The 25,158-nt window shown below is 45.8% G+C and carries 23 protein-coding genes; 14 read left to right on the forward strand and 9 right to left on the reverse strand.

The annotated features are described in order from the left end of the window. Positions 1-253: 253 nt before the first annotated feature. Positions 254-2,155 (forward strand): serine hydrolase domain-containing protein, encoded by a 1,902-nt coding sequence (locus tag MKY24_RS11660; protein ID WP_339202021.1) that lies wholly within the window; start codon positions 254-256, stop codon positions 2,153-2,155. 99 nt (positions 2,156-2,254) lie between these two features. Then, entirely contained in the window at positions 2,255-5,290 is a 3,036-nt protein-coding gene (locus MKY24_RS11665) for a chitinase N-terminal domain-containing protein (protein ID WP_339202023.1), read from the forward strand. A gap of 311 nt (positions 5,291-5,601) precedes the next feature. On the opposite strand, the gene MKY24_RS11670 is transcribed toward MKY24_RS11665, so the two are convergent. Continuing rightward, on the reverse strand, positions 5,602-5,949 hold the full coding sequence (locus tag MKY24_RS11670) for a hypothetical protein (RefSeq protein ID WP_023988452.1): 348 nt from the start codon (positions 5,947-5,949) through the stop codon (positions 5,602-5,604). A 365-nt stretch (positions 5,950-6,314) separates the two neighbouring features. On the opposite strand from MKY24_RS11670, the gene greA reads away from it, so the two are divergent. Further along, entirely contained in the window at positions 6,315-6,794 is a 480-nt protein-coding gene (gene greA / locus MKY24_RS11675; RefSeq protein ID WP_013310174.1) for a transcription elongation factor GreA, read from the forward strand. A gap of 133 nt (positions 6,795-6,927) precedes the next feature. On the opposite strand, the gene MKY24_RS11680 is transcribed toward greA, so the two are convergent. Continuing rightward, complete coding sequence (locus MKY24_RS11680) at positions 6,928-7,467, reverse strand: transcription repressor NadR (protein ID WP_339202024.1); 540 nt, start codon at positions 7,465-7,467, stop codon at positions 6,928-6,930. Then, entirely contained in the window at positions 7,464-8,618 is a 1,155-nt protein-coding gene (locus MKY24_RS11685; RefSeq protein ID WP_028541389.1) for an IscS subfamily cysteine desulfurase, read from the reverse strand. The genes MKY24_RS11680 and MKY24_RS11685 overlap by 4 nt, the downstream gene beginning before the upstream one ends. Before the next feature lie 166 nt (positions 8,619-8,784). On the opposite strand from MKY24_RS11685, the gene nadA reads away from it, so the two are divergent. Then, on the forward strand, positions 8,785-9,891 hold the full coding sequence (gene nadA, locus MKY24_RS11690) for a quinolinate synthase NadA (protein ID WP_339202026.1): 1,107 nt from the start codon (positions 8,785-8,787) through the stop codon (positions 9,889-9,891). A 43-nt stretch (positions 9,892-9,934) separates the two neighbouring features. Here the strand turns inward: nadA and MKY24_RS11695 are convergent, their stop codons facing one another. After that, complete coding sequence (locus MKY24_RS11695; RefSeq protein WP_023988456.1) at positions 9,935-11,290, reverse strand: PQQ-binding-like beta-propeller repeat protein; 1,356 nt, start codon at positions 11,288-11,290, stop codon at positions 9,935-9,937. 223 nt (positions 11,291-11,513) lie between these two features. On the opposite strand from MKY24_RS11695, the gene MKY24_RS11700 reads away from it, so the two are divergent. The 3 genes from MKY24_RS11700 to MKY24_RS11710 all read left to right on the forward strand — a co-directional run bounded on the left by MKY24_RS11700 (position 11,514) and on the right by MKY24_RS11710 (position 13,803). Then, positions 11,514-11,843: a hypothetical protein gene (locus MKY24_RS11700; protein ID WP_231118746.1), complete on the forward strand. Its 330-nt coding sequence runs from the start codon at positions 11,514-11,516 to the stop codon at positions 11,841-11,843. Continuing rightward, complete coding sequence (gene yidC, locus MKY24_RS11705; RefSeq protein ID WP_023988458.1) at positions 11,809-12,642, forward strand: membrane protein insertase YidC; 834 nt, start codon at positions 11,809-11,811, stop codon at positions 12,640-12,642. The genes MKY24_RS11700 and yidC overlap by 35 nt, the downstream gene beginning before the upstream one ends. 486 nt (positions 12,643-13,128) lie before the next feature. Further along, the gene (locus MKY24_RS11710) at positions 13,129-13,803 is read left to right on the forward strand and encodes a phosphatase PAP2 family protein (RefSeq protein ID WP_339202028.1); all 675 of its coding nucleotides are present in this window, start codon (positions 13,129-13,131) and stop codon (positions 13,801-13,803) included. A gap of 42 nt (positions 13,804-13,845) precedes the next feature. On the opposite strand, the gene MKY24_RS11715 is transcribed toward MKY24_RS11710, so the two are convergent. Beyond that, positions 13,846-14,496 (reverse strand): undecaprenyl-diphosphatase, encoded by a 651-nt coding sequence (locus tag MKY24_RS11715; protein ID WP_075154155.1) that lies wholly within the window; start codon positions 14,494-14,496, stop codon positions 13,846-13,848. 147 nt (positions 14,497-14,643) lie between these two features. Here MKY24_RS11715 and MKY24_RS11720 point away from each other — a divergent pair, with 147 nt between their 5' ends. Then, entirely contained in the window at positions 14,644-15,354 is a 711-nt protein-coding gene (locus MKY24_RS11720; protein ID WP_339202029.1) for a response regulator transcription factor, read from the forward strand. Continuing rightward, positions 15,354-16,727: an ATP-binding protein gene (locus tag MKY24_RS11725; protein ID WP_075154157.1), complete on the forward strand. Its 1,374-nt coding sequence runs from the start codon at positions 15,354-15,356 to the stop codon at positions 16,725-16,727. Before MKY24_RS11720 ends, MKY24_RS11725 begins: the two co-directional genes overlap by 1 nt. 49 nt (positions 16,728-16,776) lie before the next feature. Here MKY24_RS11725 and MKY24_RS11730 read toward each other — a convergent pair whose 3' ends face one another. Next, entirely contained in the window at positions 16,777-17,250 is a 474-nt protein-coding gene (locus tag MKY24_RS11730) for a C40 family peptidase (RefSeq protein ID WP_028541384.1), read from the reverse strand. Positions 17,251-17,603: 353 nt separating this feature from the next. Here MKY24_RS11730 and MKY24_RS11735 point away from each other — a divergent pair, with 353 nt between their 5' ends. Both MKY24_RS11735 and MKY24_RS11740 read left to right on the forward strand, forming a co-directional pair. Further along, a complete protein-coding gene (locus MKY24_RS11735; protein ID WP_339202032.1) occupies positions 17,604-18,638 on the forward strand; it encodes a glycosyltransferase family 4 protein in 1,035 nt (344 codons plus the stop codon). Between the two features lie 5 nt (positions 18,639-18,643). Continuing rightward, positions 18,644-19,387: a succinylglutamate desuccinylase/aspartoacylase family protein gene (locus tag MKY24_RS11740; protein ID WP_053325368.1), complete on the forward strand. Its 744-nt coding sequence runs from the start codon at positions 18,644-18,646 to the stop codon at positions 19,385-19,387. Between the two features lie 226 nt (positions 19,388-19,613). Here MKY24_RS11740 and MKY24_RS11745 read toward each other — a convergent pair whose 3' ends face one another. Both MKY24_RS11745 and MKY24_RS11750 read right to left on the reverse strand, forming a co-directional pair. After that, positions 19,614-20,957: a sugar phosphate nucleotidyltransferase gene (locus MKY24_RS11745; RefSeq protein WP_023988467.1), complete on the reverse strand. Its 1,344-nt coding sequence runs from the start codon at positions 20,955-20,957 to the stop codon at positions 19,614-19,616. Between the two features lie 61 nt (positions 20,958-21,018). Then, on the reverse strand, positions 21,019-21,855 hold the full coding sequence (locus MKY24_RS11750) for a DUF6492 family protein (protein ID WP_023988468.1): 837 nt from the start codon (positions 21,853-21,855) through the stop codon (positions 21,019-21,021). Between the two features lie 207 nt (positions 21,856-22,062). Here MKY24_RS11750 and MKY24_RS11755 point away from each other — a divergent pair, with 207 nt between their 5' ends. Then, entirely contained in the window at positions 22,063-22,926 is an 864-nt protein-coding gene (locus tag MKY24_RS11755) for a YheC/YheD family protein (protein ID WP_023988469.1), read from the forward strand. Between the two features lie 87 nt (positions 22,927-23,013). On the opposite strand, the gene MKY24_RS11760 is transcribed toward MKY24_RS11755, so the two are convergent. Next, positions 23,014-23,496, reverse strand: coding sequence for a DinB family protein (locus MKY24_RS11760; RefSeq protein ID WP_023988470.1), 483 nt, complete (start codon positions 23,494-23,496; stop codon positions 23,014-23,016). Between the two features lie 138 nt (positions 23,497-23,634). Between MKY24_RS11760 and MKY24_RS11765 the strand changes: the two genes are divergently transcribed. Continuing rightward, positions 23,635-24,183 carry a CGNR zinc finger domain-containing protein gene (locus tag MKY24_RS11765; protein ID WP_023988471.1) on the forward strand — a complete coding sequence of 183 codons (549 nt, stop codon included), beginning with the start codon at positions 23,635-23,637 and terminating at the stop codon, positions 24,181-24,183. A 195-nt stretch (positions 24,184-24,378) separates the two neighbouring features. Then, positions 24,379-25,158: an ABC transporter ATP-binding protein gene (locus tag MKY24_RS11770; protein ID WP_023988473.1), complete on the forward strand. Its 780-nt coding sequence runs from the start codon at positions 24,379-24,381 to the stop codon at positions 25,156-25,158.

Here is a 25,158-nt window from a genome sequence, read left to right on the forward strand (position 1 = left end):
GATGATGTAACGAACTGAATCACTAATTTTTAATCTGTAACACATGAATCCTGATCGACAGGTAAGAAGCCTTCTGCTTACGCGACTCGATCAGGATTCGCTTTATTATGTGCACTCCCGCGATGGGAAGTGCGATGATTCCATAGCGCCATGCTGATGGCTTCCATACGGAGTATAAATATCTGCTCGCTATGCAATCACCGCACGGTTCAAATCATTAAATCAACTTCATACGTAAGGATGGTACTTCAATATGAAGAATAAAGGCTTTTGCTACCTATCCACATTTTTAGCAGCGTTGTTTCTCTGGAACCTGCTCATTGCTTCGGCATGGGCAACAGACAGCATAACACCTGATTCATTGGAAAAAACAGTGGACAATATCATGAGTACAGAATTGGAAAAATTGCATATTCCGGGGGCTGCAGTCGTCGTGACCCAGGAAAACCAAATCCTTTTTAGTAAAGGCTATGGATATGCAGATCTGGAGCGGAACGTGGCATTTGATCCAGCAAAGACCATTGTTCGTGTCGGCTCTCTAACCAAATCATTTAGTGCAAGTGCCACGATGCAGCTGGTTGAGCAAAACAAGCTTGATTTGAATGAAGACGTGAACAGCTATCTCCACAGCTATAAAGCTACACAATACCAAAATCAGCCTTTCAATTTGCATCAGCTTTTGACACATACCTCGGGATTGGATGAAGCGCTGTACAACATTAACAGCTCGACTCGGGTAGGCGTTTTGCCCACAGAGCAGTATCTCAGCACGTATTTTCAAAATCAGCCTCCCATCCGCAAACCTGGAATTCAGTATGATTACAGCAATGTCGCCTACGGTCTGATCGGTAATATCGTGGAGCAAGTAAGCGGTCAGGGACTGAATGATTACCTCCGTACACATCTGTTCCAGCCGATGAATATGCCCAGCGCGACACTGGAATTGCCGTTAAATCATCCTGCACTGGCCCAGTCGTATCAGTGGAAGGACGGAGCGTATTTGAAACAGCCTTTGTCGTATATCAATCTGCCGGGAGCAGGAGCGTTGAACGTCACACCCAACGAGTTTTCCCATTATCTGATCACTCATTTAAACCAAGGCAAGTATGAGGGCAAAGTGGTGCTCCAGCCACATACGGTAAAAGTGATACATGCGCAGCAATTTGCAGTCGATGCACGCCTGGATGGCGTGGGCTACGGATTTTTTCGTGGTCATTTGGAGACGGGAGTACCTATGCTGTGGGCTACCGGGGAAATTGATGATTTTATTTCTGAGATGGTATTGATTCCGTCCCAAAAGATTGGTATTTTTGTGATCATTAATTCAGCTGACACGGACACCCTGCTTCATGGAAAAGTCATCCATGCGATAGCCCAAATGCTGCCCTCAGAGCCGCAGGCCGTTTCGCAGTCACTAGCTCGCTCTTCCACACAAGTGAAACTTTCGCCAGAGATCGAGGGCGTATATCAGGTGGATTCTAATCCTGTTCATGGTTGGGGAAAATGGATTCGGATACTGGGAAGCATTACATACACCGTGCGGATTCAAGATGATCATACGTTAATTGTTAAAGGAAAACACCCAAATGAGAATGAAGCAACAGACAAAGTGTTTCAAGCAGCAGGTGATGGATTGTTTGTGGAAAAGGGGGGCCAGCTTAAAATTTTGCTGTATCAGGAAAACGGTACTTGGATGATGGTTGCCCCAGACAGTAAGACCATGAAGCAGACGACACTTTGGCACCGTACCTGGACTCTGCTTGTCAGCTACGCTGCCGCCTCCTTATTTTTCATCACAACCTTGCTGATTTGGATTGTAAGATATGTGATCAGAGATATCCGTAAAACGAATAATCACATTTCGTCCAACCTTGCATTCATTGCGTCACTAAATTCGATTTTTCTCGGGGTGCAGGTCATCTATGGTAACAATCAGATAGTGTATGGCTATTCCGCCTGGTATATCTGGGGAATTTGCACGTTACCGCTCATTTCAGCTCTCATTGCCGTATGGGTATTGATCGTGAATGGCGCAAAGCTGATTACAGGGGAAAGGAGACCCCGGGCTGCTGGGAAAATCCTATTTGCGGTACTCACATTGCTGCATACGGTGTATCTCTTTTATTGGAATTTACTTCCTATTCATTATTCCTAAAGATTTACAAAACAATGCATATTCGAACATAAATGAATGCTAAAATTTGTATCTGATGCCCCCCAGAGGGGCTTTAAACCAACAAACAGGAGGAGAATAATGGGAATCTTTCGTCGCTTTACATCCCGTAGCTTCAAATACGCAACTGCTATGGTTTTCACTTTATCGTTGTACGCTGGTGTTGCGGGCAGCATACAACCGGTACGGGCAGAAGGTCCGGCGGACCCAGCCCCCTTCATTGCTGCGAAAGTGGTCAATGAGAACGCTGGTAGAAAAGTGCTGTTTGATAATACACATGGACAGACAGCTGGCGCAGCAGATTGGGTGATTGATGGTGGATTTTCAGACTTCGGCCAAGCCCTCGCGAGCAATGGCTATGATGTACACGAGCTTCGCCAATCTACGCCTATTACTTACAATGATCTAAAGAATTATGATGTATTTGTTACGGCAGAGCCAAATATTCCTTTTAAACAGAGCGAACAGGCTGCAATGGAGCAGTATGTAAAAGCAGGCAATAGTATTTTTTTCATTGGAGATCATTATAACGCGGACCGCAACAAGAATCGCTGGGACGGATCGGAGAGCATTAATGGCTACCGTCGTGGTGCATGGGAAGACCCTGCGAAGGGAATGAGTGCAGAAGAAAAAAGCTCAGCAGCGATGCAGGGCGTAGTCAGCTCAGATTGGCTGGGCAGCCAGTTTGGTGTGCGCTTTCGCTACAATGCATTAGGCGATATCACGGCCAATCAGATTGTCGAGCCAGCGCAGGCGTTTGGCATTACAGCTGGAGTGAGTAATGTGGCAATGCATGCAGGATCAACACTCGCGATTATCGACCCAGCGAAAGCCAAGGGAATCGTATATCTTCCTAAAACCAATCAGGCTTGGGGCAACGCGGTAGATCAGGGCGTTTATAACGGAGGCGGAATTCCAGAAGGACCTTATGCAGCTGTATCGAAAGTAGGACTAGGCAAAGCTGCTTTCATTGGGGACTCGTCTCCTGTCGAAGATGCAACGCCAAAATATTTGCGCGAAGAGACAGGAACCAAGAAGACAACGTATGACGGCTTTAAGGAGCAGGATGACGCTGTGTTATTGGTCAATATCGTAGACTGGTTGTCCAACAAGGAGGAGTATACCAGCCTGACGGAAGTGAAAAGCTTACAGCTGGACCAGCCGACGGCATTACTGCCTTTTGAAGAGCCACAGGCTTCCACGGAACCACAAGCCGAGCCTTGGTCCGCTCCCGCAGCCGGCTACAAATGGTGGGATCAGCAAACATTCAAGGCAGGGTCCTATGGCGGATCTACAGCCAGTGCGCAACCAGTGTACAGCATCGTTCGTCAAGAGCAGCTGCCCAATGCACAGCCTTTTCAAATTCGAGTTACTGCCGACCAACTGGCTCCTAACAGCACGATTAGCGGATTTAGCACAGGTATTTATGTAGCGGGCGGCAATCAAGTAGCCCAGATTCAAAATCCGGATGGAAGCTGGCCAACCTCTTACGGCTATAGCGGAACATTTAGTTTGGAGTCCAACGGCAAAGGGCATGCCTATAAGGACTTGACGGTGCGGATCAAGCCGGGAACCAGTGGTTCAGCTAATCTTAGACTGAGGCAAAACGGCAGCAATCTGCTGACCCAATCCGTCGTGCTGGCTGATGTCCCGGCCCAGCCGTTGCCTGAGGAAGGCAATACGGTTCCAGCTCGTATCAGTGTCGCAGAAGCACGGAGTCTCCCGGCTGGCAAAGTCGTGACCTTAGAGGGTATTGTGACGACAGAACCAGGTGCATTCGGTGGTCAAGCCTTTTACATGCAGGATGAAAGTGGCGGTATTTATGTATATCAGAACCAAAGCGGCTTTCATCAAGGGGATCGAGTAAAGCTTACAGCAAGCTTGGCACTGTATAATAGTGAGCTAGAGTTAACCGATCCAGTGGCAATTGAAAAAACGGGAGAAGGACAACTTCCGGAAGCTGTACAAATCATCGAACTCAGTGATGCGAACCAAGGACAGTTGGTTGAGCTTCCTACGGCAATGATTCGTAATGTGATAGACGCGACTCCCGCAGGTTCGTTTGAATTTGATGCAGTATCTGGTGAAGTAAGTCACCATGTGCGCGTCGATGCACGTACAGGCTTAACACGGACATCTTTTCCATATCAAGAAGGACAGCAAGTGAAGCTGAAGGGAATTTCGGCGATTTTCAAAGGGAATTATCAGTTGAAACCGCGTGGACTGGATGATTTTTCAGCTCAGGCAGGCGCAGCTTTGCAGGAAGTAGAGCTTTCAATGGATCAAACGACCCTCAACATTGGGGATACGGCAGCGACACATCTCAAGGGTACGCTGACAGATGGCAGCGAAGCTGATTTAAGCCGCGCTTCTGTTCAGTATATCAGCAGTCATGAATCCGTTTCACTGGATACTTATGGAGAACTTAAGGCCCTAAAAGAGGGGAGCGCGGAGATTACAGCCAGCGTCACCTTGGACGGTCAAACAGTGGTATCCAATCCTGTAACCGTTAGAGTCGAAAAGACTGCTGTAGGTGAAGTGCCGGGAAAACCTGTGCTGTCGCATGATAACGGGCAGGACACTGGACTGAAGGATGGCAACTACAACATCACCATGAATCTGTGGTGGGGTACGAATGGTGATGAGCTCAAGTTGTATGAAAACGACAAGCTGATTGGCACCCAATCGTTGCAAGCCGCTTCCCCTGGAGCACAGCATGCAGTCATTCCTGTTACAGGCAAGACCAATGGTACCTACACGTATACTGTAGAACTGATCAACGCTTCTGGTAAAACGACCAGCGACCCGTTAACTGTTGAAGTGACCGATGCTTCGCCTGGTATTCCAGTGCTGTCTCATGACAATTGGGACGGTGACGGCACCTACACCCTTACAATGAACATGTGGTGGGGCACGAATGCGACAAAATACAACTTATATGAAAATGGAGAACTGATCGACGCCCAGGATCTTCCAAGCCAAAGCCCGCAGGCCCAAAGTGCAGTCACCAACATCCAAAATCAAAAGCCGGGTACATACGAGTATCGGGCCGAGTTAGTCAATGCTTCAGGAGAAGTTTCTAGTCAAACGATAAGTGTAGAAGTAAAGGGCCATTAAGTAGAAAGGATGGTCCGTTAAAAAGTAAGAGCATCTATTGACCTCGTGAGAGTCTATAGATGCTCTATTTTATTTTTACGATATGTCTGCCACTATGGTGTTCTGTCGAGCTGTATTTATATAAGAGAGAAGCATGAAAAAAGTACCCGCAGCGGGTACTATCATTTTAGGATTGTGTTGGTTGAGCAGACAGTCCCTCTATATCTGAGGAGCCATAGAAGAACAAGGCAACTAGTATCACAATAATGACAACCTCTGCAAAATATTCTCCATCAAACTCACTCACCACAAATATCTCCTTTCGCCACTTGTTAATTGTTTACTTTCTGTGAAAAGGCCTGTATTACTTGATCAAGTGTCATATTTCCATTATCATTTAAAAATTTTACCATATTATCGACATTGGAAGGAGTAGATGCTAATGTTTTGTATTTTCCAGTGAGGCCTAAAAATAATGTTGCTTGTCTGTATAAAGTCACGGAATCGACGTTTAGTTTTCCCGTTAGTAGGAGGGCTGCCACTAAGACCTCCACATTTTTCCCTTGAAGAGCAGAAAAGATAGCCGAATTACTGTTTAATCCATTTTTCTTTTGACCGTTGGGGGGGGATTTGGATTTACGATTCCCATTCCCATTACCATTCTTTCCTAAGGAAGCCATTGAATCTTCCTCCCGCCATATACTGCTCCTGCCTGGTTTTCACAAAATTCGGGACAAGGACAGCGGCACTGCATGTGCTCATCAATATACGTTATGATCATACGATATGCGAATAAGAGAGCATTGGTTACTATAAGAATCACCCTGGCTGAAGGTAGTTGGCTACTATTATCAGTAATTTATTTCGCATGTTGGTCCGATTTAGAGTAAACTACAATAAAGCAAGCCAAATGAGCAATTTGCATACATCCCAAGAGCGTTTCCAATCAGCAATGTTTAGACCGAAACGGTTTAGTTCGTTTATTGTATTTTTGAGCGTTGAATTGGAATTAAGCAAATGCTGAAATAGGAGTTGTAGATAAAATATGTCGAATGAAGAAGTATTGTTAACTAAAGAGGGATTGGCCAAGCTAGAGGATGAGCTTAAGGAACTGAAGACCGTAAAACGTAAGGAGCTAGCCGAACGGCTTAAGTTGGCTATCAGCTACGGTGATTTGAAGGAAAATAGTGAGTATCACTCAGCCAAGGACGACCAAGCATTTATGGAAACCCGCATTCTCATATTGGAGAAGATGCTGACCAAAGCCCGGGTCGTGGACGAGAGTAATTTAGACCTTAGAACCGTTAGTATCGGATCGACTGTCATTCTGAATGACATCGAATTTTCGGAGAAGATGGAATACAAAATTGTAAGTCCTGCTGAGGCGGATGTTCTGGATAACAAAATTTCCTATGAGAGTCCTTTAGGCAAGGCACTTTTGGGGAAAGAAGTGGGCAGTATCATTCATGTGGATGCACCCATGGCTGTAATCAAATATGAGTTGCTTGAAATTAAGCTCACATAGTTCATTCCCGATTCCCTTATATGAGGGGGCCGGGATTTTTTTATTTCTCGCTACTTACATACCGTCCATGTGGAGCACAGTTGCACTCCACATACTGGACAGGATTTTCTTTACTCCGCTATAGCGCACTAAGTTAGTCCGTCATTAGGAAGCCTGCTTGCTCCAATGCAGCGCAGGCATCGTTAATTTTATTTTCATCTGAGGCATTCAAGGTATGCAGGTGGATGCCTCCCGTCAGCTGGGACAAATAAGTGGCCTGGGTGGAACTGATTTTACGGATAAAATCGTCCACTTCCTTGCGAGTTCCAACCCGTATCGGAGCAGTTAGATCCCCGTATACCGGATGCTCAACAATAACATCCTGCACACTTACACCGTAGTCCACAATCAGCTTTAGTTCCTCTTCTGTCTGTTCAGGTCGATGTTTACACACAATAATACGTGAGGCTAAGGGGGCTGTCTGACCCGCAGGCTCCATATAAATATATCCTTGACTCGTTGCAAGGATAGGCTCTTGGCTTGCTTTTAACAGGGAAATATCCTGTACAATTACTTGTCGGGAGACGGAGGATCTGCGTGCCAGTTCGCTCCCGGTCAGCGGTGATTCGCTCTTGAGCCACAACAGCAGCTGTTCGCGGCGATCCGTACCTGACCGCTTTAAAGATTCAGTCAACGGGATAAGCTCCTTTCTTGTCGATGCGTCAGGTCTGTCAAAATATCTACCAGTACATTCAATTCCTCGATGGTGGTTGCCCTTCCGAAAGAAATACGGATAAATTGTAATGCTTCACGGTCGGATGCTCCAAGCGCTTGTAAGGCAGGCGAAGGATCGTGGTGTCCGGCGGCACATGCGCTTCCGGTTGATATACAGACACCTCTGCGATTACATTCCAGCATAACATATTGTCCCTCGTAACCGTGAAAAAAACATCCAACTATATGATGAAGCACTGCTTTATTCTCGCTTTCCTGTACGACCCAACGTAACGGAATGGATCTTTCCTGAATTTTCCTAATAAAGTGTCTTCTCAGGGTAGCATATCGCTCCTGATGCGACTCCATCTGTTCGGTCATCATTTCTGCCGCCGCGACAAAGGCTGCAATCCCGGGAACATTAACCGTTCCAGGACGAAATCCGTTTTCATGTAGCGTATCAGGGTACACGGGACGCCACGGGGTTCCGGGTTTGAGATATGCAGCACCGACACCTTTGGGGCCATACACTTTATGGCTCGATACAGAGAGTGCATCTACTCCCATGGCTTCTACATCTAAGAGAATATTCCCAAATGTCTGTACCGCATCACTGTGCAGCAAAATACCCCGTTCGTGTAGCAGGGGAGATATGGCAGCAAGGTCCTGAACCAGTCCCGTTTCCGAATTGGCGTGTTGTACAGATACAAGTCCGGTGTTTTCTCTCAGGTGAGGTAAAAGAGCTTCGCGAGTCATTCGTCCTTCCCGATCCGGTTGCACAATGGTCAGTTCATAGCCCTGACGTTCCAGCAAAGTAGCAAGGTTGTACATCGAGTGATGTTCCAAAGCGCTCATGATCCAATGCTTTTTATGCGGCGGCAACCCGTTCAGGATTGATTGCACAATCAACATATTGGATTCTGTTCCCCCGGTTGTAAAATAGATGCCTTCCTTTTGCCCGCCAATCATATTTGCTATTCGTTGCCTGCTGTAATCCAGCGTGTAGGCTGCTTGACCGCCCGCATCATGGAGGCTGCTGGCATTTCCGAACATTTCCTTATTTAATACGTTATACATATTTAAAGCTTCGTCACACATAGGTGTGGAAGCGGCATAGTCCAGATAAATCACAGTAATTCCTCCCTGCTTAAAAATAATTCCATTCAAAAACTCTTGAGATTATTGTAGGCATGTGTAAATATAAGTGTCAAGACACTTGTAAACAGTTATGTACACAAAGCGGTTATCTGTTCGTGAGAGCGGAAACGATCAGCCGCATCGATATGGAGGGATTCTAATGTCTATGCTTGACATTTTACAAGGAAATAGAGGGCTTATACCAGAGCATTATAAGACACTGACGGTTGCTGACATGGAGCAGCGAGTGGCCGAGCTGAAACAAAAATGGGGACCCAAGCTGCTTATACCGGGCCATCACTATCAGAAGGACGAGGTTATTCAGTTTGCTGATATAACAGGAGATTCTCTACAGCTTGCTCAAATGGCTGCACAAAATCAGGAAGCGGAGTTTATTGTATTTTGTGGGGTACATTTTATGGCCGAGACAGCGGATATGCTGACTACTGATCGACAGACTGTTGTCCTGCCGGATATGCGCGCAGGCTGCTCAATGGCAGATATGGCGAACATAGAGCAGACAGAACGAGCGTGGAAGCATTTACAGGAGTTGGTAGGAGATACGATCATTCCGTTAACGTATGTAAATTCCACAGCAGAGATCAAAGCCTTTGTAGGGCGACATGGCGGGGCTACCGTGACCTCTTCGAATGCCAAACAAGTGCTGGAATGGGCGCTGAAGCAAAAGGAACGTATTTTGTTTTTGCCGGATCAGCATTTGGGCCGCAATACAGCTTACGATCTTGGAATTCCGCTGGCTGAAATGGCCGTGTGGAATCCCATGACCGATCAGCTGGAGACTGAACAGGACCCGGCAACCGTAAAAATTATTTTATGGAAAGGGCACTGCTCTGTTCATGAAAAGTTTACAGTAGATCACATTCGCAATGTCCGCGAGCGTGATAAGAACATCCGGGTCATCGTGCACCCCGAATGCTCTTATGAGGTCGTACAGCTCGCAGATTGCGCGGGCTCCACAAAATTCATCATCGATACCATTCGCGCGGCAGAGCCGGGAACCCAATGGGCTGTTGGCACAGAAATGAATCTCGTGCAACGAATCAAACAGCAGTACCCTGAACAGCAGATTGAATCGCTCAATCCCGATATGTGTCCCTGTCTGACCATGAACCGGATCGATCTTCCCCATTTGCTGTGGGCAATGGAGCAGTTTGATCGGGGTGAGCCTGTGGGTGTGATTCGTGTGGATGCTCAGATCAGACAGGATGCTGTACTAGCATTGAATCGTATGCTTGCTATCCGTTAACCTTTTGCTGTTCCAGCGAGAATGCTGCTTAAAATCTTTGGTCTTATTTTAAAGAAGCAGGGAGCTTGACGCCAAGCAGACGGTTTCCGCTTTGAATAAATATCATTCCACCGGATTTGAGCGTTGGACCGAAGGAGCGTGAGCCTGTGTTGACAGCAAACACGGGCTTTAAGCTCATCAAATCATAGCCATGAAATACGCCATCTGATTGCCCGACATAGACTCCTTTACCGAATACGTCAGCTTGAACGGTCGGATTATCGCCGTCGTAATGAATGAATTGACCTGAGGACAGCTTCATAGCAGTCAGTCTGGATGTACTAAAATCTTGGTAGAACATGCGACCTTCATGAATAGACAATAAAGGAACAAGTTGATCATAGCCATTTTGCGCCCACTTGCGAGCAGGTTTGCTATCTGGTTTATAGTTCCAGAAGTCATAGGAAGCTAGTATCTTTCCCTGAAAGACATAAAGGTCTTTACCGTACAAAAAAGCAGAACCGTATATGCCTCCAGATTGGAAAGTGCCATCTTTATTTTCAGCCTCAGTCCATCGGTACTGACGATCTCCTTTGGATTCACCTGTCTTGAGGTCGTACTGTGCTATCGTAACTTTTCGATTTACCGGGTCATCATCAATCATAAACGTATTGGCAACAGAGTAGACAATCCCGTCTTTAACGGCCAGTGGAAAAGAACTTCTGAAGCTGTCCCAAAGCTTTTTGCCGGTTTTAGCGTCATAGGCATTAATCTGTTCAAAGGTCAGGCTGCCCTGTACATTATAGTTGCGGATAAGCACACCGTCAGTTTCCATTATTTCGCCCAAACCACTGTATGAGTTCTTATCCTCACTGATTTTCCACTTCACCTTGCCACTGACAGCATCAATGGCAGCCGTTTGCACCGATTGCATAATATATATAGTTGGACCAATGCGCTGAATACCATATGCTTCAGTAAATCCAAGCGGAGTGGACCACACTTTCTTGCCAGCTTCTGTAACGGCATAGATAGAACCGCTTCGTGTCATTCCGTAGATGATACCTTTGTTGTACGTTAAAACAGGGGTAAGTTGATCACCATATTGCCACAATTTCCGACCCGAACTGGCCTCAAGGGCAACCAGTCTATGGTTCGAGTCAACCGCGAATACCTTACCGTTTTCCGCTATTGCTACCGCCTTATCTGGATATCGGTTTCTATCGATTGGGATAACGGGAAAAGACCAGGAAGGTTTGATCACAGGTGCCTGGATTGTGGTGCTATAAGCGGCGTTACTCATGGAGACTGCAGATTGCTCTGCACTTGCCTTTTCAGTGAATCCATCGCTGATTAAGGGCAGCCCAATGCTGGCTAACGCCAATCCTGTAAACAATGTGCTGTGTATCGTTTTTCTCATACGCGCTGGCTCCTTTAATGGTTAATAGGGGAGTAAGGCTTTATAGAAAGTCACCTTTGATTAGACTGTAAATAAACCCAAAAGTTTCATGTTGTATTTACATTTTGGTTGTTTTGAGCATAAATACTTAAATTCAGTTGCTTGTGTCCAACCTGTATCTCTAATTAAAGATTAGTCGCTTGTCCGGTTTTCGTGCTATAATTGTAGCAACAAACCGAAGGAGGTGAATCCCTTGTTTGAGCTCCAGGACCTACTCCCTTATTTATTTACAATCGGCTTGCTGTGCACAGTGACTTATGCATATCTCGCTCATTTGCACGGCAATGTACCCGAATGCTGGGTCGAAGGCGGGCCCGTAAGGTCGCATGCTTCTCCACAGATGCCGATGTCTGCCCGTGGACAGGACATGCCTGTCCGGCTGGCCCGACATATCCGGCGTAAGGAAGCGCCGGATGAAGATGCATCCGATTGTTCTCCCTCGTTGAACGATGGCACAGCCAATCAACGAGGAGGAACATATGAAACGATTCAAGGGATTCACCTTTTGGGGTAAAAAAGAACGGATATTAGGATTAATGGTAGCGTTGGCGGTGGTTATGCTGCTGTCTGGTTGTGGTGCGAATGCTGCGGAGATAAATGCACAGACACCCGGATTTTTTAATCATTACGTGGTGTTCCCGCTTTCTTGGCTTATTCAGCAATTGGCGCAATGGTTTGGTGGAAGCTTTGGGCTGGCGATTATGACTTTGACATTCATTGTCCGGCTGGCCTTACTGCCTCTTATGATGCGTCAAACGCGTGCCCAGCAGGGGATGAAGCGTAAGATGAGCGCCATGCAGCCCGACTTGGACCGAATTAAGAAGAAGTATGAAAACAAGAAAGATACCACCAGCCAGCAGAGTATGCAGCAGGAAATGATGTCGCTTTATAAAGAGCATCAATTCAATCCGCTTAATATCGGTTGTCTGCCTATTCTCATTCAGCTCCCGATCTTGAGCGGTATGTACACTGCAATCCGCTTAACCCCGGAGCTGGCGTCTCACTCCTTCCTATGGTTCCGGCTCGGACAGCCGGACTGGATTTTGGCAATCGTCGTCGCAGTTGTATACTTGGCACAGGCCAAGCTTTCTCAGCTTCAGATGACGCCTGACCAGCGCAAGCAATTTGCGATCATGGGCTATCTTTCACCGATTATGATGGCGGTCTTTTCCTTTAATGCCCCTTCTGCCATGCCATTATATTGGACAGTAAGCGGCACCTTTTTGCTGCTTCAGTCGCTGTGGTTCCGCAGACGCTATCCAATAGAGGAAGCAGAGAGTAAGGTTAAACTTGGAGAAGTCACACCAACCTAAATAGAAGATGATATTTGTTTAACTTAAGATTTGCGCTTGTAGTATGCCACGTGTAATCATAGGATGTCATTCGAGCCGTTTATAAGGCTTAGAATGGCGTCCTTTTTTGATGCTGCTTTTTCGCTACATTCCGCTTGTGATTTTGTAGTCAATATGAAATCCTTATATTATAAAATGATTCTTAAAGTTGGGAGAGGCTATATGAGAACTCCAACCACGTCCATAGAATGATATGATCATCAAATAAAGGAGGACGGATGCTATTGCATGAGAAGCGTGCAAAAAGCACCCGGCTATATACCAACAGGGATACCTCATGGGCGCCTGATCCCACCTTTTCCAAAAAAATGGGTTTCGACATGTGGAGGATGCACCTAGTCTTTGAATGAAATGATAACAGAAAAATGGGTAAAGTAAGATATATACGAAAGCTAATGCTGGACTTTGTTTTATCACGCAATGAATGTTATGGAGGAACTATAGAAAATGAAGAAAACACCAACAAAGCTGCCCATTTCCTTAGCACTGCTCACATGTATAGTATGTGCGCTCGGTTTTGGCTTAATCGCATTATGGGTGAGCGACCATCAAATACGGTATTTTGACCAGAAAATTATTACGGCTATTCGACAGCTGGAGTCGCCCGCCATGACCCGTCTAATGAAATTTTTCACCATGATCGGCAGCGGGATTCCAGTTGTGATCATCATTTTAATTGCCATGTTCGTGCTTTATAGAGTATTGGGACACCGCAGAGAACTGCTTTTTTTGGCGGCTGCTGTGTTGGGATCGGTAATGCTGAATACGATACTGAAATTGCTTTTTCAGCGTGCGAGACCGGAGATTAACCGTATTATTGAAGAGAATGGATACAGCTTTCCGAGCGGACATTCCATGACAGCTTTCAGCATGTACGCTGCGCTGACATTTTTAGTGTGGAAGCATGTTCCTTCTAGGCTGGGGCGTATCCTTCTTATTGTGCTCAGCAGTCTGCTGATTGTAGCAATCGGAACGAGCCGCATTTATTTGGGCGTACATTATCCGAGCGACGTTGTGGGTGGCTATTTTATGAGTGGCTGCTGGATGGCGGCTTGTATTTGGTTTTATCAGCGGTACGAAGAACGACGAATGCTGCCACTTCGCTCCAAATCGACAGCATAATAGGTAGCATAAATAAATGAAGCATATAAAAAAGCAGACGCTTTAGCGTCTGCTTTTCATTTGGACAGAGGAAGTGTGTTCAGTCATCTTAGTTCTGGCCTGTTCACCAGGATTGAGCCCCAGCTTCTGCTCCCATTTTCCATAAAATATAATAGCCGCCTGCATGAAGATGCCAGGAAGCTTCCGGCTTCGAATGAATTGATGAACGCCGACGGCACAACCTGCACCAATAAGCGCACCTGCCAAAATATCCGAGGGATAATGCACTCCGGTCCACACGCGGGATACTGCGATGAGTACAGCCAAGATAACCCAGAGAACACGGAATTTTTGATGATGAAGCCATAAAATGGAAGCCAGAGCAAACGCTCCAAGTGCATGGTTACTTGGGAATGAAGCATTAGGATCATGGTGAACAAGCTGAATGACTGAATGTCCGACAAAAGGTCGATCTCTGTAAAACAAATGTCCAAGGCCCCAACTAATTACAAAACCGATACAAACCGTTATAACGGCTTCTAAAACCATCATCCGATGCGGCATTTTAAAAGTGAACCAGTAAATCAGCAAAGCCACTCCGAATAAATATGGTGCATATTGCGCCAAGAAACGCATGGTTCCATTCAAAAAGGCGAGGGAATTAGCCAGTTCATTGATCCAGTGAAATAAAGCATAATCTACATTAATTAACATGAATAAATTACTCCTTAACATCAAAAAATTGAATAACAAAGTTATATTATAGAGCGACTACACGGATAAAAGCTTAAAATCAAATAAAAAATGAATGTCATTTCCATTACTCATTTGTTTTTTCTATAGAAAATAGGTGGTTTTGCAATGGAAAAGTCGGTGCTGGTCATTGATGATGAAGAGAAGATATCCAGATTGCTTCAGTTGGAGTTATCCCATGAAGGATATGCAGTTGAAATCGCACAGACGGGCAGAGAAGGATTGGAAAAAGCTCTAGTAGGTACATGGGATATCATCATACTGGATGTAATGCTGCCGGAGATGAACGGGGTCGAGGTACTGAAGCAGATTCGAAAAGTGGACAATCATACACCAGTAATTATGGTCACTGCACGTAACACGACTCCTGATAAGGTTTCAGGTCTGGATGAAGGTGCCAATGATTACATTACGAAGCCTTTTGAGATCGAGGAGTTATTAGCGCGGATGCGGGCCAGTATGAGGCATCAAATGGAGCCAACAGCTACCGCTTTAAAAGAAGAGGACAAGCCGCCGTCTAGGCTCCAAGTGGACAGTTTGGTGTTGGAACGCAAAACCAGGTCAGTAGTGCGGGAAGGAAACCGAATCGAACTGACGCCAAAAGAATATGATCTGCTTCTTTATCTGATGGAGCACAAAAATCAGGTATTGCAGCGGGATCAAATGATTCAGGACGTGTGGGGATTTGATTTTGTCGGTGATACGAATGTCGTAGATGTGTATATCCGATATGTTCGCAAAAAAATTGATCATGGATACAAAAAGAAATTGATAAAAACCGTGCGCGGTGTTGGGTACTTCATCCGGGAGGAAGACTAGTGAAGCTTCGGACCAAAATCACCCTGCTCAGTTCTATTTTAGTGATGTCGATACTCCTGTTTGTGGATGTTACAGTTCACCTATTGTTCGTCAAAATCGCTACGCGAAATGAAAGAGAAGTGCTGCAAAATAAGTGGACTGAAATCATTGCCGAAACCGGACCCACGATGATTCTGAAGAATGCATGGGGCCCCAAACTGAAAGATGAGCTTTCTGGAGATACCATTTTGAGGGTATTTGATCAGCAATCCCGACTTTTGTATGAAGTAAGTCGCCAGTCCCGCTTTAAGCTGGGCGATATACGTTTTAACACTTCTCAAAGCTCTCAACTGACAGATGTACAGGGTCATAAAATTCTGGTTATCCATCTGCCTGTGCTTTCTCTGGAGGGCAATCAGAAGGGGACGCTGGAGATCGTGGAAAAATGGGATGCACTCGAAACCAATCTCGATATTTTAAATACGATTCTCATCACATCGACTGTAGGGGCTATGTTGCTAAGCTTGGTAGGAAGCACGATTTTGGCGAATGCCATATTGCTGCCGATTTCCAGTAGTATTCAAACGATGCAGGAAATTGAAAGAAGCTTGAAATTTAAAAAAATCCCCGCTGGCAGTCATAATCAAGATGAATTGTCCCAAATGACCGCCACTTTTAACCGAATGATGGAGAGATTAGAAGAAAGCTTTCAGAGCCAGCAGCAGTTTGTTTCAGATGCCTCACATGAGCTGAACACCACTCTTATGATTATTGAGGGCTATGCCAACATGCTGCGGCGGTGGGGCACGCGTGACGAGGACATTCGTAAGGAATCCATTGAATCGATCTATGAAGAAACTCAGCGAATGCGTACGATGACACAGCAGTTGCTGACTCTTGCCTCCTCACAGCAGAAAGATCCTGAGCCGCATGAGCGGATAGAAATGATCGGTTGTTGTCAACAGGTGGTAGCGCATCTCAAGCCTGTACATGATCGTCAAATTTCTATTTTAACAGAAGAGAACGAAATTTGGCTGGATGCCAATCTGACAAAAATAAAGCAGTTGCTAGTGATCCTGCTGGATAATGCATTAAAATACAGCTCGGATGAGATCGAAATAGGGTTATCTACAGATGAAAAGGATGTCTATATCCAGGTTAAGGATTATGGGATCGGAATACCTGAGGGCGAGATCAAGCGGGTCTTTGAACGATTTTATCGGGTAGATAGCTCCAGGCATCGTAAAACCGGAGGAACGGGGCTGGGGTTGCCAATTGCCAAGGCAATTACAGATGCCCATCAGGGTACGATACGCATGGAGAGCGTAGAAGGAGAAGGAACGGTAGTCATCGTCACGCTGCCCCAAAGACAACAGGAAAGGCTGTCCCGCTAGTAGATACATCTACTAGCGGGACAGCCCTTTTTATCATCTGAAATTTATTCTAAAGGACACGACGTGCTGTTGTGTAATTGCGACTCCACCATCCGGAATTTAGATCTGTAACCGTTACGCCGCCTTTACCATACGTATGCAGAATTTTGCCGTTCCCCATGTAAATGGCTACATGATGAATTGGTGCATAGAAAAAGACCAAATCGCCTTTTTTCAGCTGACTACGCGGTACAAAAGTGCCAACAGTTGATTGCTGTCTAGACGAACGTGGTAGCTTAATGCCATTTTGTGCAAATACATATTGAGTGAATGAAGAGCAGTCAAAAGAGCTTGTATTGCCAGCTGGGGCTCCATGCTCATAACGCACGCCCATAAACTGGGAGCCTTTAGAAATAATCCGATCAGCTTTACTTGCCGAAGCAGCATGAGTGGTGGCTGGTCCAACGACGAAGCTCCCTGCGCTCAATGCCAAAGTCATAGTAAAGCAAATACCCATCCACAATTTTTTAGAAGTATGTTTCATATATAAATTCCTCCGTTATTCGTATTGTGTTGATGTCCTGAAATGACAATAACACAAATAAAATATCCGGAATTTACCACTCATGGTTACAAACCTGTTACCCCAACGCTTTGTCCTCATTTATTAGAAAACGATGAGAATTTTCTCCTTAATTTTGGCTTGACAAATTGTATAGACTCCACTTATAGATAGGCTCGTATGACAAAAAGCGACTTGCAGACGATTGGCACAAGCAATCACGCAAAATATACATACCTATATACTACAATTTATAACTTGTACGGGAGTATGCTCTGATTCCCGTTGACATTGTAAGGATCACACCGTATTTCCGGTCAGGAAGGGGAATTCGTATGGCTTCAAAGCAGAATAAAGCACTCAAAAAACGGCGTCTAACCATTGTTCAGGTCATTTCCAACTATCCAGATGCACAGCCGGTACCCTCCAACAAGGGCGGAACGGAAAAGGTCGTGCATGAATTAACTGAGGAATTGGTGAGACGAGGGCATCATGTATCTCTTTTTGCCGCTCTTGGGAGCAGGAGCAGTGCGCGGTTGATTACCTATCCCAAGGGTTTGAAACATAGTCAGATCCCCCAATATGTACTCCGGCATATGCCTTCCGACACACATATCATTCATGATCATACCTTTCGTTCTGCTGTAGGGCGTAGGAAGCTGCCTTGTCTATCAGTATGCACCGTTCATCTTCCAGTGAAGAGACACGGTAAAAACCCGGTATATGTCAGTAAACGAGCACGTCAGCTGATGGGCAGGGGCAAAGGATTTTATATCTATAACGGCATTAACACACATGAATACGAGTTCAGCAGTGAGAAGCGTGGCTACTTGCTGTTCATGGGCAGAATTATACGAAATAAAGGTGTATTGCAGGCCATTCAGGTTGCAGAACGAACAGGAAAAAAACTGCTTATTGCAGGTCCTATCAAAGCTCCAGAATTTTTCCGCAAAGAGATTCAGAAACGAATTCAGCGTAATCCGAATATACGCTATGTGGGGGCAGTTGGAGGCGATCAGAAACAGAAATTGCTGAAACATGCAGAGTGTCTGTTGTTTCCGACACTGTGGGAAGAGCCATTTGGACTCGTTATGGTTGAGGCCATGGCTTGTGGAACACCAGTGCTGGCATTAAAAAACGGCTCCGTTCCCGAGGTGCTCTCGGGCTTTCCACAGTTGATTTGCAAATCGGTTAGCCAAATGGCACGAAAAGCACAGCAAAAAAACTACCCGTCACCAGCGAAGCTGCGTTTGTATGTGACTCAAAGATTTACCAACAAACAGATGACCAGTAACTACTTAAGACTATACCGTGAAATCATCCGTCGGAGAGAACAAAAGAGAGGACAACGACAGCCTACACGGAGGTGAGGGGAATGCAGGTTAAACGGTATATGCTCGGAAAGGGCTCTTGGGCAACTCCTTATTATATAGCCACAGGGGCACAGAAAGGTCCGTGTGTGATGGTGGTGGCGGGAATACATGGTAAAGAAATAGCAAGCATACGAGCTGCTGAGAAACTGGTAAAGCTTTTGAATCAGCAAAAACTGCGATTTAGCCAGGGTAAGCTTATAATTGTACCGATTGTAAATCAAGAGGCTTACCGCAAACGGATTAGAGGAATACCTGATCTTAATCGAACCTTTCCGCGCAAAAAAAAGCAGCTGGCAACACAACCACTTTCCGCTGCTCTATTCAAATTAACACAAAAGCATCAACCTGAATGGTATCTCGACTTGCATGAGGCTAACGGATTGTCACAAAAGGATGCCAAGGTGCTTGGTCAAACGCTAATCACCAACAAAGCCAATCCGGTGGTTCCTGCGGTTCGCCGGATTATTAAGCGAATGAATCGCTCCATCCTGGTGAGCGACCGACATTTCAACATTCGGCTGCATGAGCTCCCAGGTTCCTCCCGCACTGCTGCAGCCCGTATTTTAGGTGCACGCGCGGTTACCGTGGAAACGGGTTGGAGCCTGCCCAAGAAAGTACGCATACACTATCAGTTAGAGATCGTCCGGCATTTTTTAAAAGAAGCCGGAATAGTCAAAGGCAACGAGGTATATTTATCTGCCAAGGTTAGAACTATTATCTCAAGAAAATATGGCATCACAAAATAAAATCGCTTCTGGAGCAAGGATTTTTTCACCTTGCTCAGGAGCGATTTATTATGTGCGACCTCCGTTCAGAATCCGTAGCGTGCTATGTTATATCTGAGGATTTTGCAAAAAATCCAATAAGCGACTTCCAATGAACAATATATAGATCGAAATGCTCTAGTTCGTATATATATTGCACTTTGGAGCGACTGGAATCGAATTTTGCAAAATCCTGATCTATGTGTTGTCAGGCCTCGGATTTATAGAAGGCATTCACCAAGCTGTTCCCCAGACGTACCTCAATCAGCTCCAGTGGTGTATCCAGATCGGCACGGATCGTGTGATACGTATCAACCGGAATGCTAAATACAGAACCGCTTGCGGCAGCAAAACGTTCTCCGTTCAGCATGACCTCTCCACGACCGGACACAATCGTCCATACTTTAAGTCCACTGCCGTGAATACGGCCATTCAAGCGGTGATCTGGCAGTACCGTCAGCCGTATGGCCAGTATATCGTTCAGACTCCGATGATCAAACTCGTCCAGCACCCGGTAACTGCCCCAAGAGGTTTCACCATGCATGGGGTGAAGTTGAAGTTTACCTAGCTGCTCCTTGATTACGTGGGCATGGCTCTTGGACGCAATGAGAATGCCGTCGGGACTCGCAGCAGCAATAATATCTTCCACGCCAATGACATGAATTGGATAGGGCAGCTCATTGACGATGTGCGTACCAAGAGTCTGACCACTAATCTGTCCACGCCCGATCACTTGGCTGCTTAGCTGCTCTGTTAGGGCCTGCCAGTTGCCGATGTCGTGCCATTCGCCATCGTAGGGCAGGACGATGGCATGTTCGGCACGCTCTGCAATCTCCTCATCAAAACTGCGAACCGGGAGGCTATCATACATTGCGCATAATGCTTTATCGTTCAGCGGCAAATAACTTCGCTCCATACAGGACAGCATATACCGTAATGTAAAAGCGTAAACACCACAGTTCCACAGCGCGCCCTGATGAATAAGCTGTTGTGCCCCGGAGAGATCCGGCTTTTCTGTGAAGCGGGCAACTTGCGCATAAGAAGTTTTCCCTTCCCGTATCATTTGCAGACCCGGAACGACATAGCCGTATTGGTCGGAGGGATGAGTAGGCCTTGTCCCAAGCATAGCCAGATCGGCTCCGCTCTCAAGCAATAAGCCGGAGAGCGCTGCTATGCTATGGAAGAAATCCTCCCCTGCATACATGTCCGCTGGAGCAATGCAGAGAACTTCATCCAGCCCCGTGCCTCTGGTGTGAAAATAAGCAGCCGCCAGTGCAGCTGCGGTGAAGGTTCCACGTTTGGCAGGCTCGCCTAGAACGGGCAAACGACCTTCTGTATGGCGAAAGGCTAGATTTACCTGACTCCGATGAGCCAGAAGCAGGGCTGAGGAATCCAGCCCAGCTAAGGTGAGCTGACGGTACACCCGGCTGAGCATAGATTCCTTTCGCCCGTCAGGAGCGGACAACAACCGGAGAAACAGCTTCGACCGGATTTCGTTGGATAGTGGCCATAGCCGTTTTCCGGCACCACCGCATAACAATACGATGCGCACGGACGTTTCCTCCTTCAATGCAGATCCATTTGGACTGCATCATTTTGCAGGATTTTAAGAACTATTTTAGCGATGATTCAATCTTTGTTTTTGGAGCAAGCTGGTACACCTTGCGTTGATGAAAAGATAAGGAGCGATAGCTCTTGGCCAAGACATCCAATTGTTTTTGCGACAGGGAAGAAGCCCGACTATGAAGCGCTTTATTCAATGACTTGCGCAAAATCATCCGAGAGGGTTGATTGCTGTATAAATAGTTGGCATACGTTTCATATTCGGAAAACCCAAACTGTTTTGTCCGGTCTATACTGTGGATAATTGCGCTGTACCAAGGTTTTCCATGTCGGGCCTCGATAACTTGCTTGAGCTGGGTAAGCCGAGCTTTTTCAAAAAGCATATAGTGAGTAACAAAGGACTTTGGTGAGGGAGCTTTAACGCCTATCAGCTTGTGATAGGTGCGAAAATACTCAGGCTGGCTCCAGCTGCGGTAGTAAAAAATCGTTTTTCCGTCTTTACGGAACGTATGTGGACGAATCAAAATCGTGTCCGCGTCAATGACGAGAAAAAAAGAGGCTTTACTGATTTTGTCGCCATTCATTTTGAGCAATTGTTGATACAGCCAGCCTGAGCGGTCCCAGCGCGTTGTCCCGTAATGAATATGTTTTTTGGTGATGGGCAGCACCGTTTTTTCGTCTATAAATGTACATTTCTTGTTTACGCACAGACGGCGAATCCCGGTGCTTTGCGGTGAAACGATATAAATAGTTCCAATTCGGTGCTGCACGTGACGGCGCAGACTGTCAATCACCAGCGGTAGTGTGGCAATATCTTTATCAATTGCGGGAATCAGAATATCGATTGTAAGGGAACCCTCTCGTGGCCCATCCGATTGCGCTGACATGTTATTCACTCCCTATATGTGCAAATATACGCTCCCAGCGTCTCCCAATATCGTATGCTTGGACAGGCGTTTTCGACCGGGCAGGTCAAACGTCCATTTCTATGCAGGACAGGGCTGATGAAGCTTCGAATGGGGAGTTAGCGCATACGATAGATTGATCTTTTTTAACAGGAGCGTTCTACCTGAGAGTAGAGAGGAGAGGGGCAAGTGAATTCTTCACAAGCGCAGGCGTTGCGCAGCAAATGGCATAAAACCCAATTGTTGCTCCAGCATGGAAGCATCAAACCTTATGTACCAGAAACTCGCAAATATAACAAAGCAAATTTGAAGTCAATGCTGGAGAAATACGGTATGGTCTATGTAAAACCCGAACGAGGTACCTTTGGTAAAGGTGTAATGAGAGTAGAGCAGGAGGCCGGCCAGCGTTTCGCCTATCAATATGAGGAAACGCGTCAAGAATTCAAACATTTGGATGCACTATATACCAGCCTATCGAAACATACGGGGAAGAAAAGTTATCTCATTCAAAAGGGAATCCATTTACTACGCCATCAAATGCGTTATTTTGATATTCGGGTTATGGTGCAGCGGAATGAAAAAGGGCTATGGGAGTCTACCGGAATTATTGGACGTCTTGGTCATCCTCGTAAAATCGTGACTAACTATCATAGTGGTGGTAAGCCGATGGCCTTGGAGCAGTTACTAAAATCCCATTTATCGCAAAGCAAACAGGCGGAGCTGGTCAAGAAACTAAATGAACTGGGTCTTACCATCGCCAAACAACTGCAAAAAACATATCCGAATTTCCGGCAAATTGGTGTGGACATTGGACTGGATCATCGCTTTATCCCGTGGATTATTGAGGTGAATACGAAGCCGGACCCATATATTTTTAACCAATTAACAGATAAGTCCATGTACCGTAAAGTGTTAAGCTATTGGCGACTGGCTAATGAAAAAAGGAAAGTCTCCGTCCCAAGCAAAGATACAAATAAAGACAAGAATAAAGATAAGAGTAAAGATAAAAATAAGAATGTAATTAAAGATTCAAAAAAAGAAAAAATATCTTGACCAGTAGATTGCTTCATTGCCAGCAGCTAATACAGAAAAAAGGATGAATATTTCATAATTCATCCTTTTTAATTAGGATACTTATTTTTAAACGCGCCAAGTACCCAGTTGTTTACGTATAAGTACGATTTGTCCACTATGATATGCATCGTGCAGCGTCCACCGCGATAATTCTGCACCGAGAGTTTCGGAGCCGAAAGGCTTATCCAGATCAGCATCAGTCAAAGCAGTAATGGCGACAAGCAGTTGGTTTACAATAGCTTCTGCTTCTTTCAGTGTCTTCTGCCATCCTTCATGGTCTTCAGTATCCCCTGGCGGACCGAATGTCTCATCGTTGCTTATTCCAGTTGAGCTTACAGGTCGGTCAGTTAAACGTCTCAAAATACGCTCATTGTAATAATTAATGTGACGAACCGTTTGCCAAATCGTGTTTCCTCCACCTGGTGGTGTCCAAGTGGCTTCCTGTGTATTCACACCGTGAAGTGCTGCGGCAAGAGGAACAATCCATTCTTCCTTATCCCATGAATTTTCTCTTTGCAATACCAGCATATTTACTCTATCTCGGCTCACCTAACCCAACTCCTTTTGTAGGGATGTAACTAGCTAAATGTAGAATAAATCGTTACAATTAATAATGTAGCATGACAAAATAAGATTTGCAACCAGTTAAAATGATTTTAGTGGTTACAGGCGGTAGGGGGAACTCTTTTGAATACACTTTGGACTGATTTTGTAAACAGCGAATGGCATGACTGGAGAGGTAGCGGGCGTTCAGAAGATCGTTTGTTGAAGCCGGAATGGCAAAATGACTTTCTCATACAGTGGCAATTTTCCGCTCCGGTCCCAGCCAGTGCAGAAGATATCGAAGAAATGCAAATTCTCCGGCGGGAATTGCGTAGCTTCGCTGAGCACCTGACTTCCGGAGGACAAATGACATCTGATCTGGTGGATACGATTAACCGGAAGATGATAGAAGGGGGGCCGGTCACTCGCTTATTAAAGCAACAGGATGAGCATTTCAACATTGTGCTGGAACCTGTGGCAAACGGCTGGAAAAAAGTGCTGGCAGAGGTGGTAGCCGATTTTGCCCAGGCATTCGTCAATAGCGGCGGCTCCAGAATTCGTATTTGCGATAACACCGATTGCCGATGGGTGTTTTACGATGATACCCGAAATCGGTCAAAGCGATTTTGCGACGATAAGATGTGCGGTAATTTGATGAAGGTACGTCGATTTCGCGAACGTAAGAAACAGTAGATGAAGCGAGAGAATTTACATGAGCAGTACATGTTGAGCCCACTCCTATATGAACAATGGAGTGGGTTATTTAAAATTGAACAACCAGTGACCCTATGCTATGCTTACATGAAAGAGAAGCTAGACGTACTGACGATGATCTTTACTATGCGTATAAACATCTGATGATACGACGAATAGAAAGGATGTACAGCCATGAATTCTGTCATTGAACTTAACAATGTAAGCTGGAAGAGAGATAACCGCACCATACTGGACCAAATCAATTGGCAGGTAGCTGAGGGAGAGCACTGGGCTGTACTCGGCTTGAATGGGTCAGGTAAAACAACGATGCTCAATATGATTAACGGTTACATATGGCCAACCACAGGTAGTGTCGGTGTATTGGGCCATACCTTTGGAGATGTGGATCTGAGGGAACTGCGCAAATCTATCGGTTGGGTCAGTTCCTCTTTACAGGAAAGAATTAATGGGAGTCAGCGTACGCAGGATGTTGTCATTAGTGGCAAATTTGCCTCCATTGGACTTTATGATCAGACGACGGATACAGATTATGAACAGGCCGTTCAGCTTATGACGCAACTGGGGTGTGCTCATCTGGTGGATCGGTTGTATCAGGGATGCTCACAGGGAGAAAAGCAAAAAGTGCTTATCGCCCGTGCATTAATGGCCTCGCCCAAGCTACTGATTTTGGACGAGGCGTGTAATGGTTTGGACTTTTTCTCCCGGGAAGCATTGCTGGATAGCGTTCGCCAGTTATCGGAGTCGCCGGCTTCGCCGAATTTACTGTATGTTACACATCATATCGAAGAAATTCTACCGATGTACACGCATACGATTCTAATCCGCCGGGGCACGGTATTTGCCAAAGGTAAAACGACTGATATTCTAAGCAGTGAAACGCTTAGTGCTTTTTTTGAAACGCCTGTGCAAGTAGAATGGAGACAGAATCGCGCATGGCTCTCTATGGTGTAG

It is taken from the genome of Paenibacillus sp. FSL P2-0322 (assembly GCF_037975315.1).
Classification (GTDB): domain Bacteria; phylum Bacillota; class Bacilli; order Paenibacillales; family Paenibacillaceae; genus Paenibacillus; species Paenibacillus polymyxa_B.

Excerpts from the sequence above, each read along its gene's own strand:
- MKY24_RS11735 (WP_339202032.1), top strand. The coding sequence starts at position 17,604 with ATGGCTTCAAAGCAGAATAAAGCACTCAAAAAACGGCGTCTAACCATT.
- MKY24_RS11750 (WP_023988468.1), bottom strand. The coding sequence starts at position 21,855 with ATGTCAGCGCAATCGGATGGGCCACGAGAGGGTTCCCTTACAATCGAT.
- MKY24_RS11740 (WP_053325368.1), top strand. The coding sequence starts at position 18,644 with ATGCAGGTTAAACGGTATATGCTCGGAAAGGGCTCTTGGGCAACTCCT.
- MKY24_RS11695 (WP_023988456.1), bottom strand. The coding sequence starts at position 11,290 with ATGAGAAAAACGATACACAGCACATTGTTTACAGGATTGGCGTTAGCC.
- MKY24_RS11770 (WP_023988473.1), top strand. The coding sequence starts at position 24,379 with ATGAATTCTGTCATTGAACTTAACAATGTAAGCTGGAAGAGAGATAAC.
- yidC (WP_023988458.1), top strand. The coding sequence starts at position 11,809 with ATGAAACGATTCAAGGGATTCACCTTTTGGGGTAAAAAAGAACGGATA.
- MKY24_RS11720 (WP_339202029.1), top strand. The coding sequence starts at position 14,644 with ATGGAAAAGTCGGTGCTGGTCATTGATGATGAAGAGAAGATATCCAGA.
- MKY24_RS11710 (WP_339202028.1), top strand. The coding sequence starts at position 13,129 with ATGAAGAAAACACCAACAAAGCTGCCCATTTCCTTAGCACTGCTCACA.
- nadA (WP_339202026.1), top strand. The coding sequence starts at position 8,785 with ATGTCTATGCTTGACATTTTACAAGGAAATAGAGGGCTTATACCAGAG.
- MKY24_RS11660 (WP_339202021.1), top strand. The coding sequence starts at position 254 with ATGAAGAATAAAGGCTTTTGCTACCTATCCACATTTTTAGCAGCGTTG.
- MKY24_RS11715 (WP_075154155.1), bottom strand. The coding sequence starts at position 14,496 with ATGTTAATTAATGTAGATTATGCTTTATTTCACTGGATCAATGAACTG.
- MKY24_RS11665 (WP_339202023.1), top strand. The coding sequence starts at position 2,255 with ATGGGAATCTTTCGTCGCTTTACATCCCGTAGCTTCAAATACGCAACT.
- greA (WP_013310174.1), top strand. The coding sequence starts at position 6,315 with ATGTCGAATGAAGAAGTATTGTTAACTAAAGAGGGATTGGCCAAGCTA.
- MKY24_RS11670 (WP_023988452.1), bottom strand. The coding sequence starts at position 5,949 with ATGGCTTCCTTAGGAAAGAATGGTAATGGGAATGGGAATCGTAAATCC.
- MKY24_RS11730 (WP_028541384.1), bottom strand. The coding sequence starts at position 17,250 with ATGAAACATACTTCTAAAAAATTGTGGATGGGTATTTGCTTTACTATG.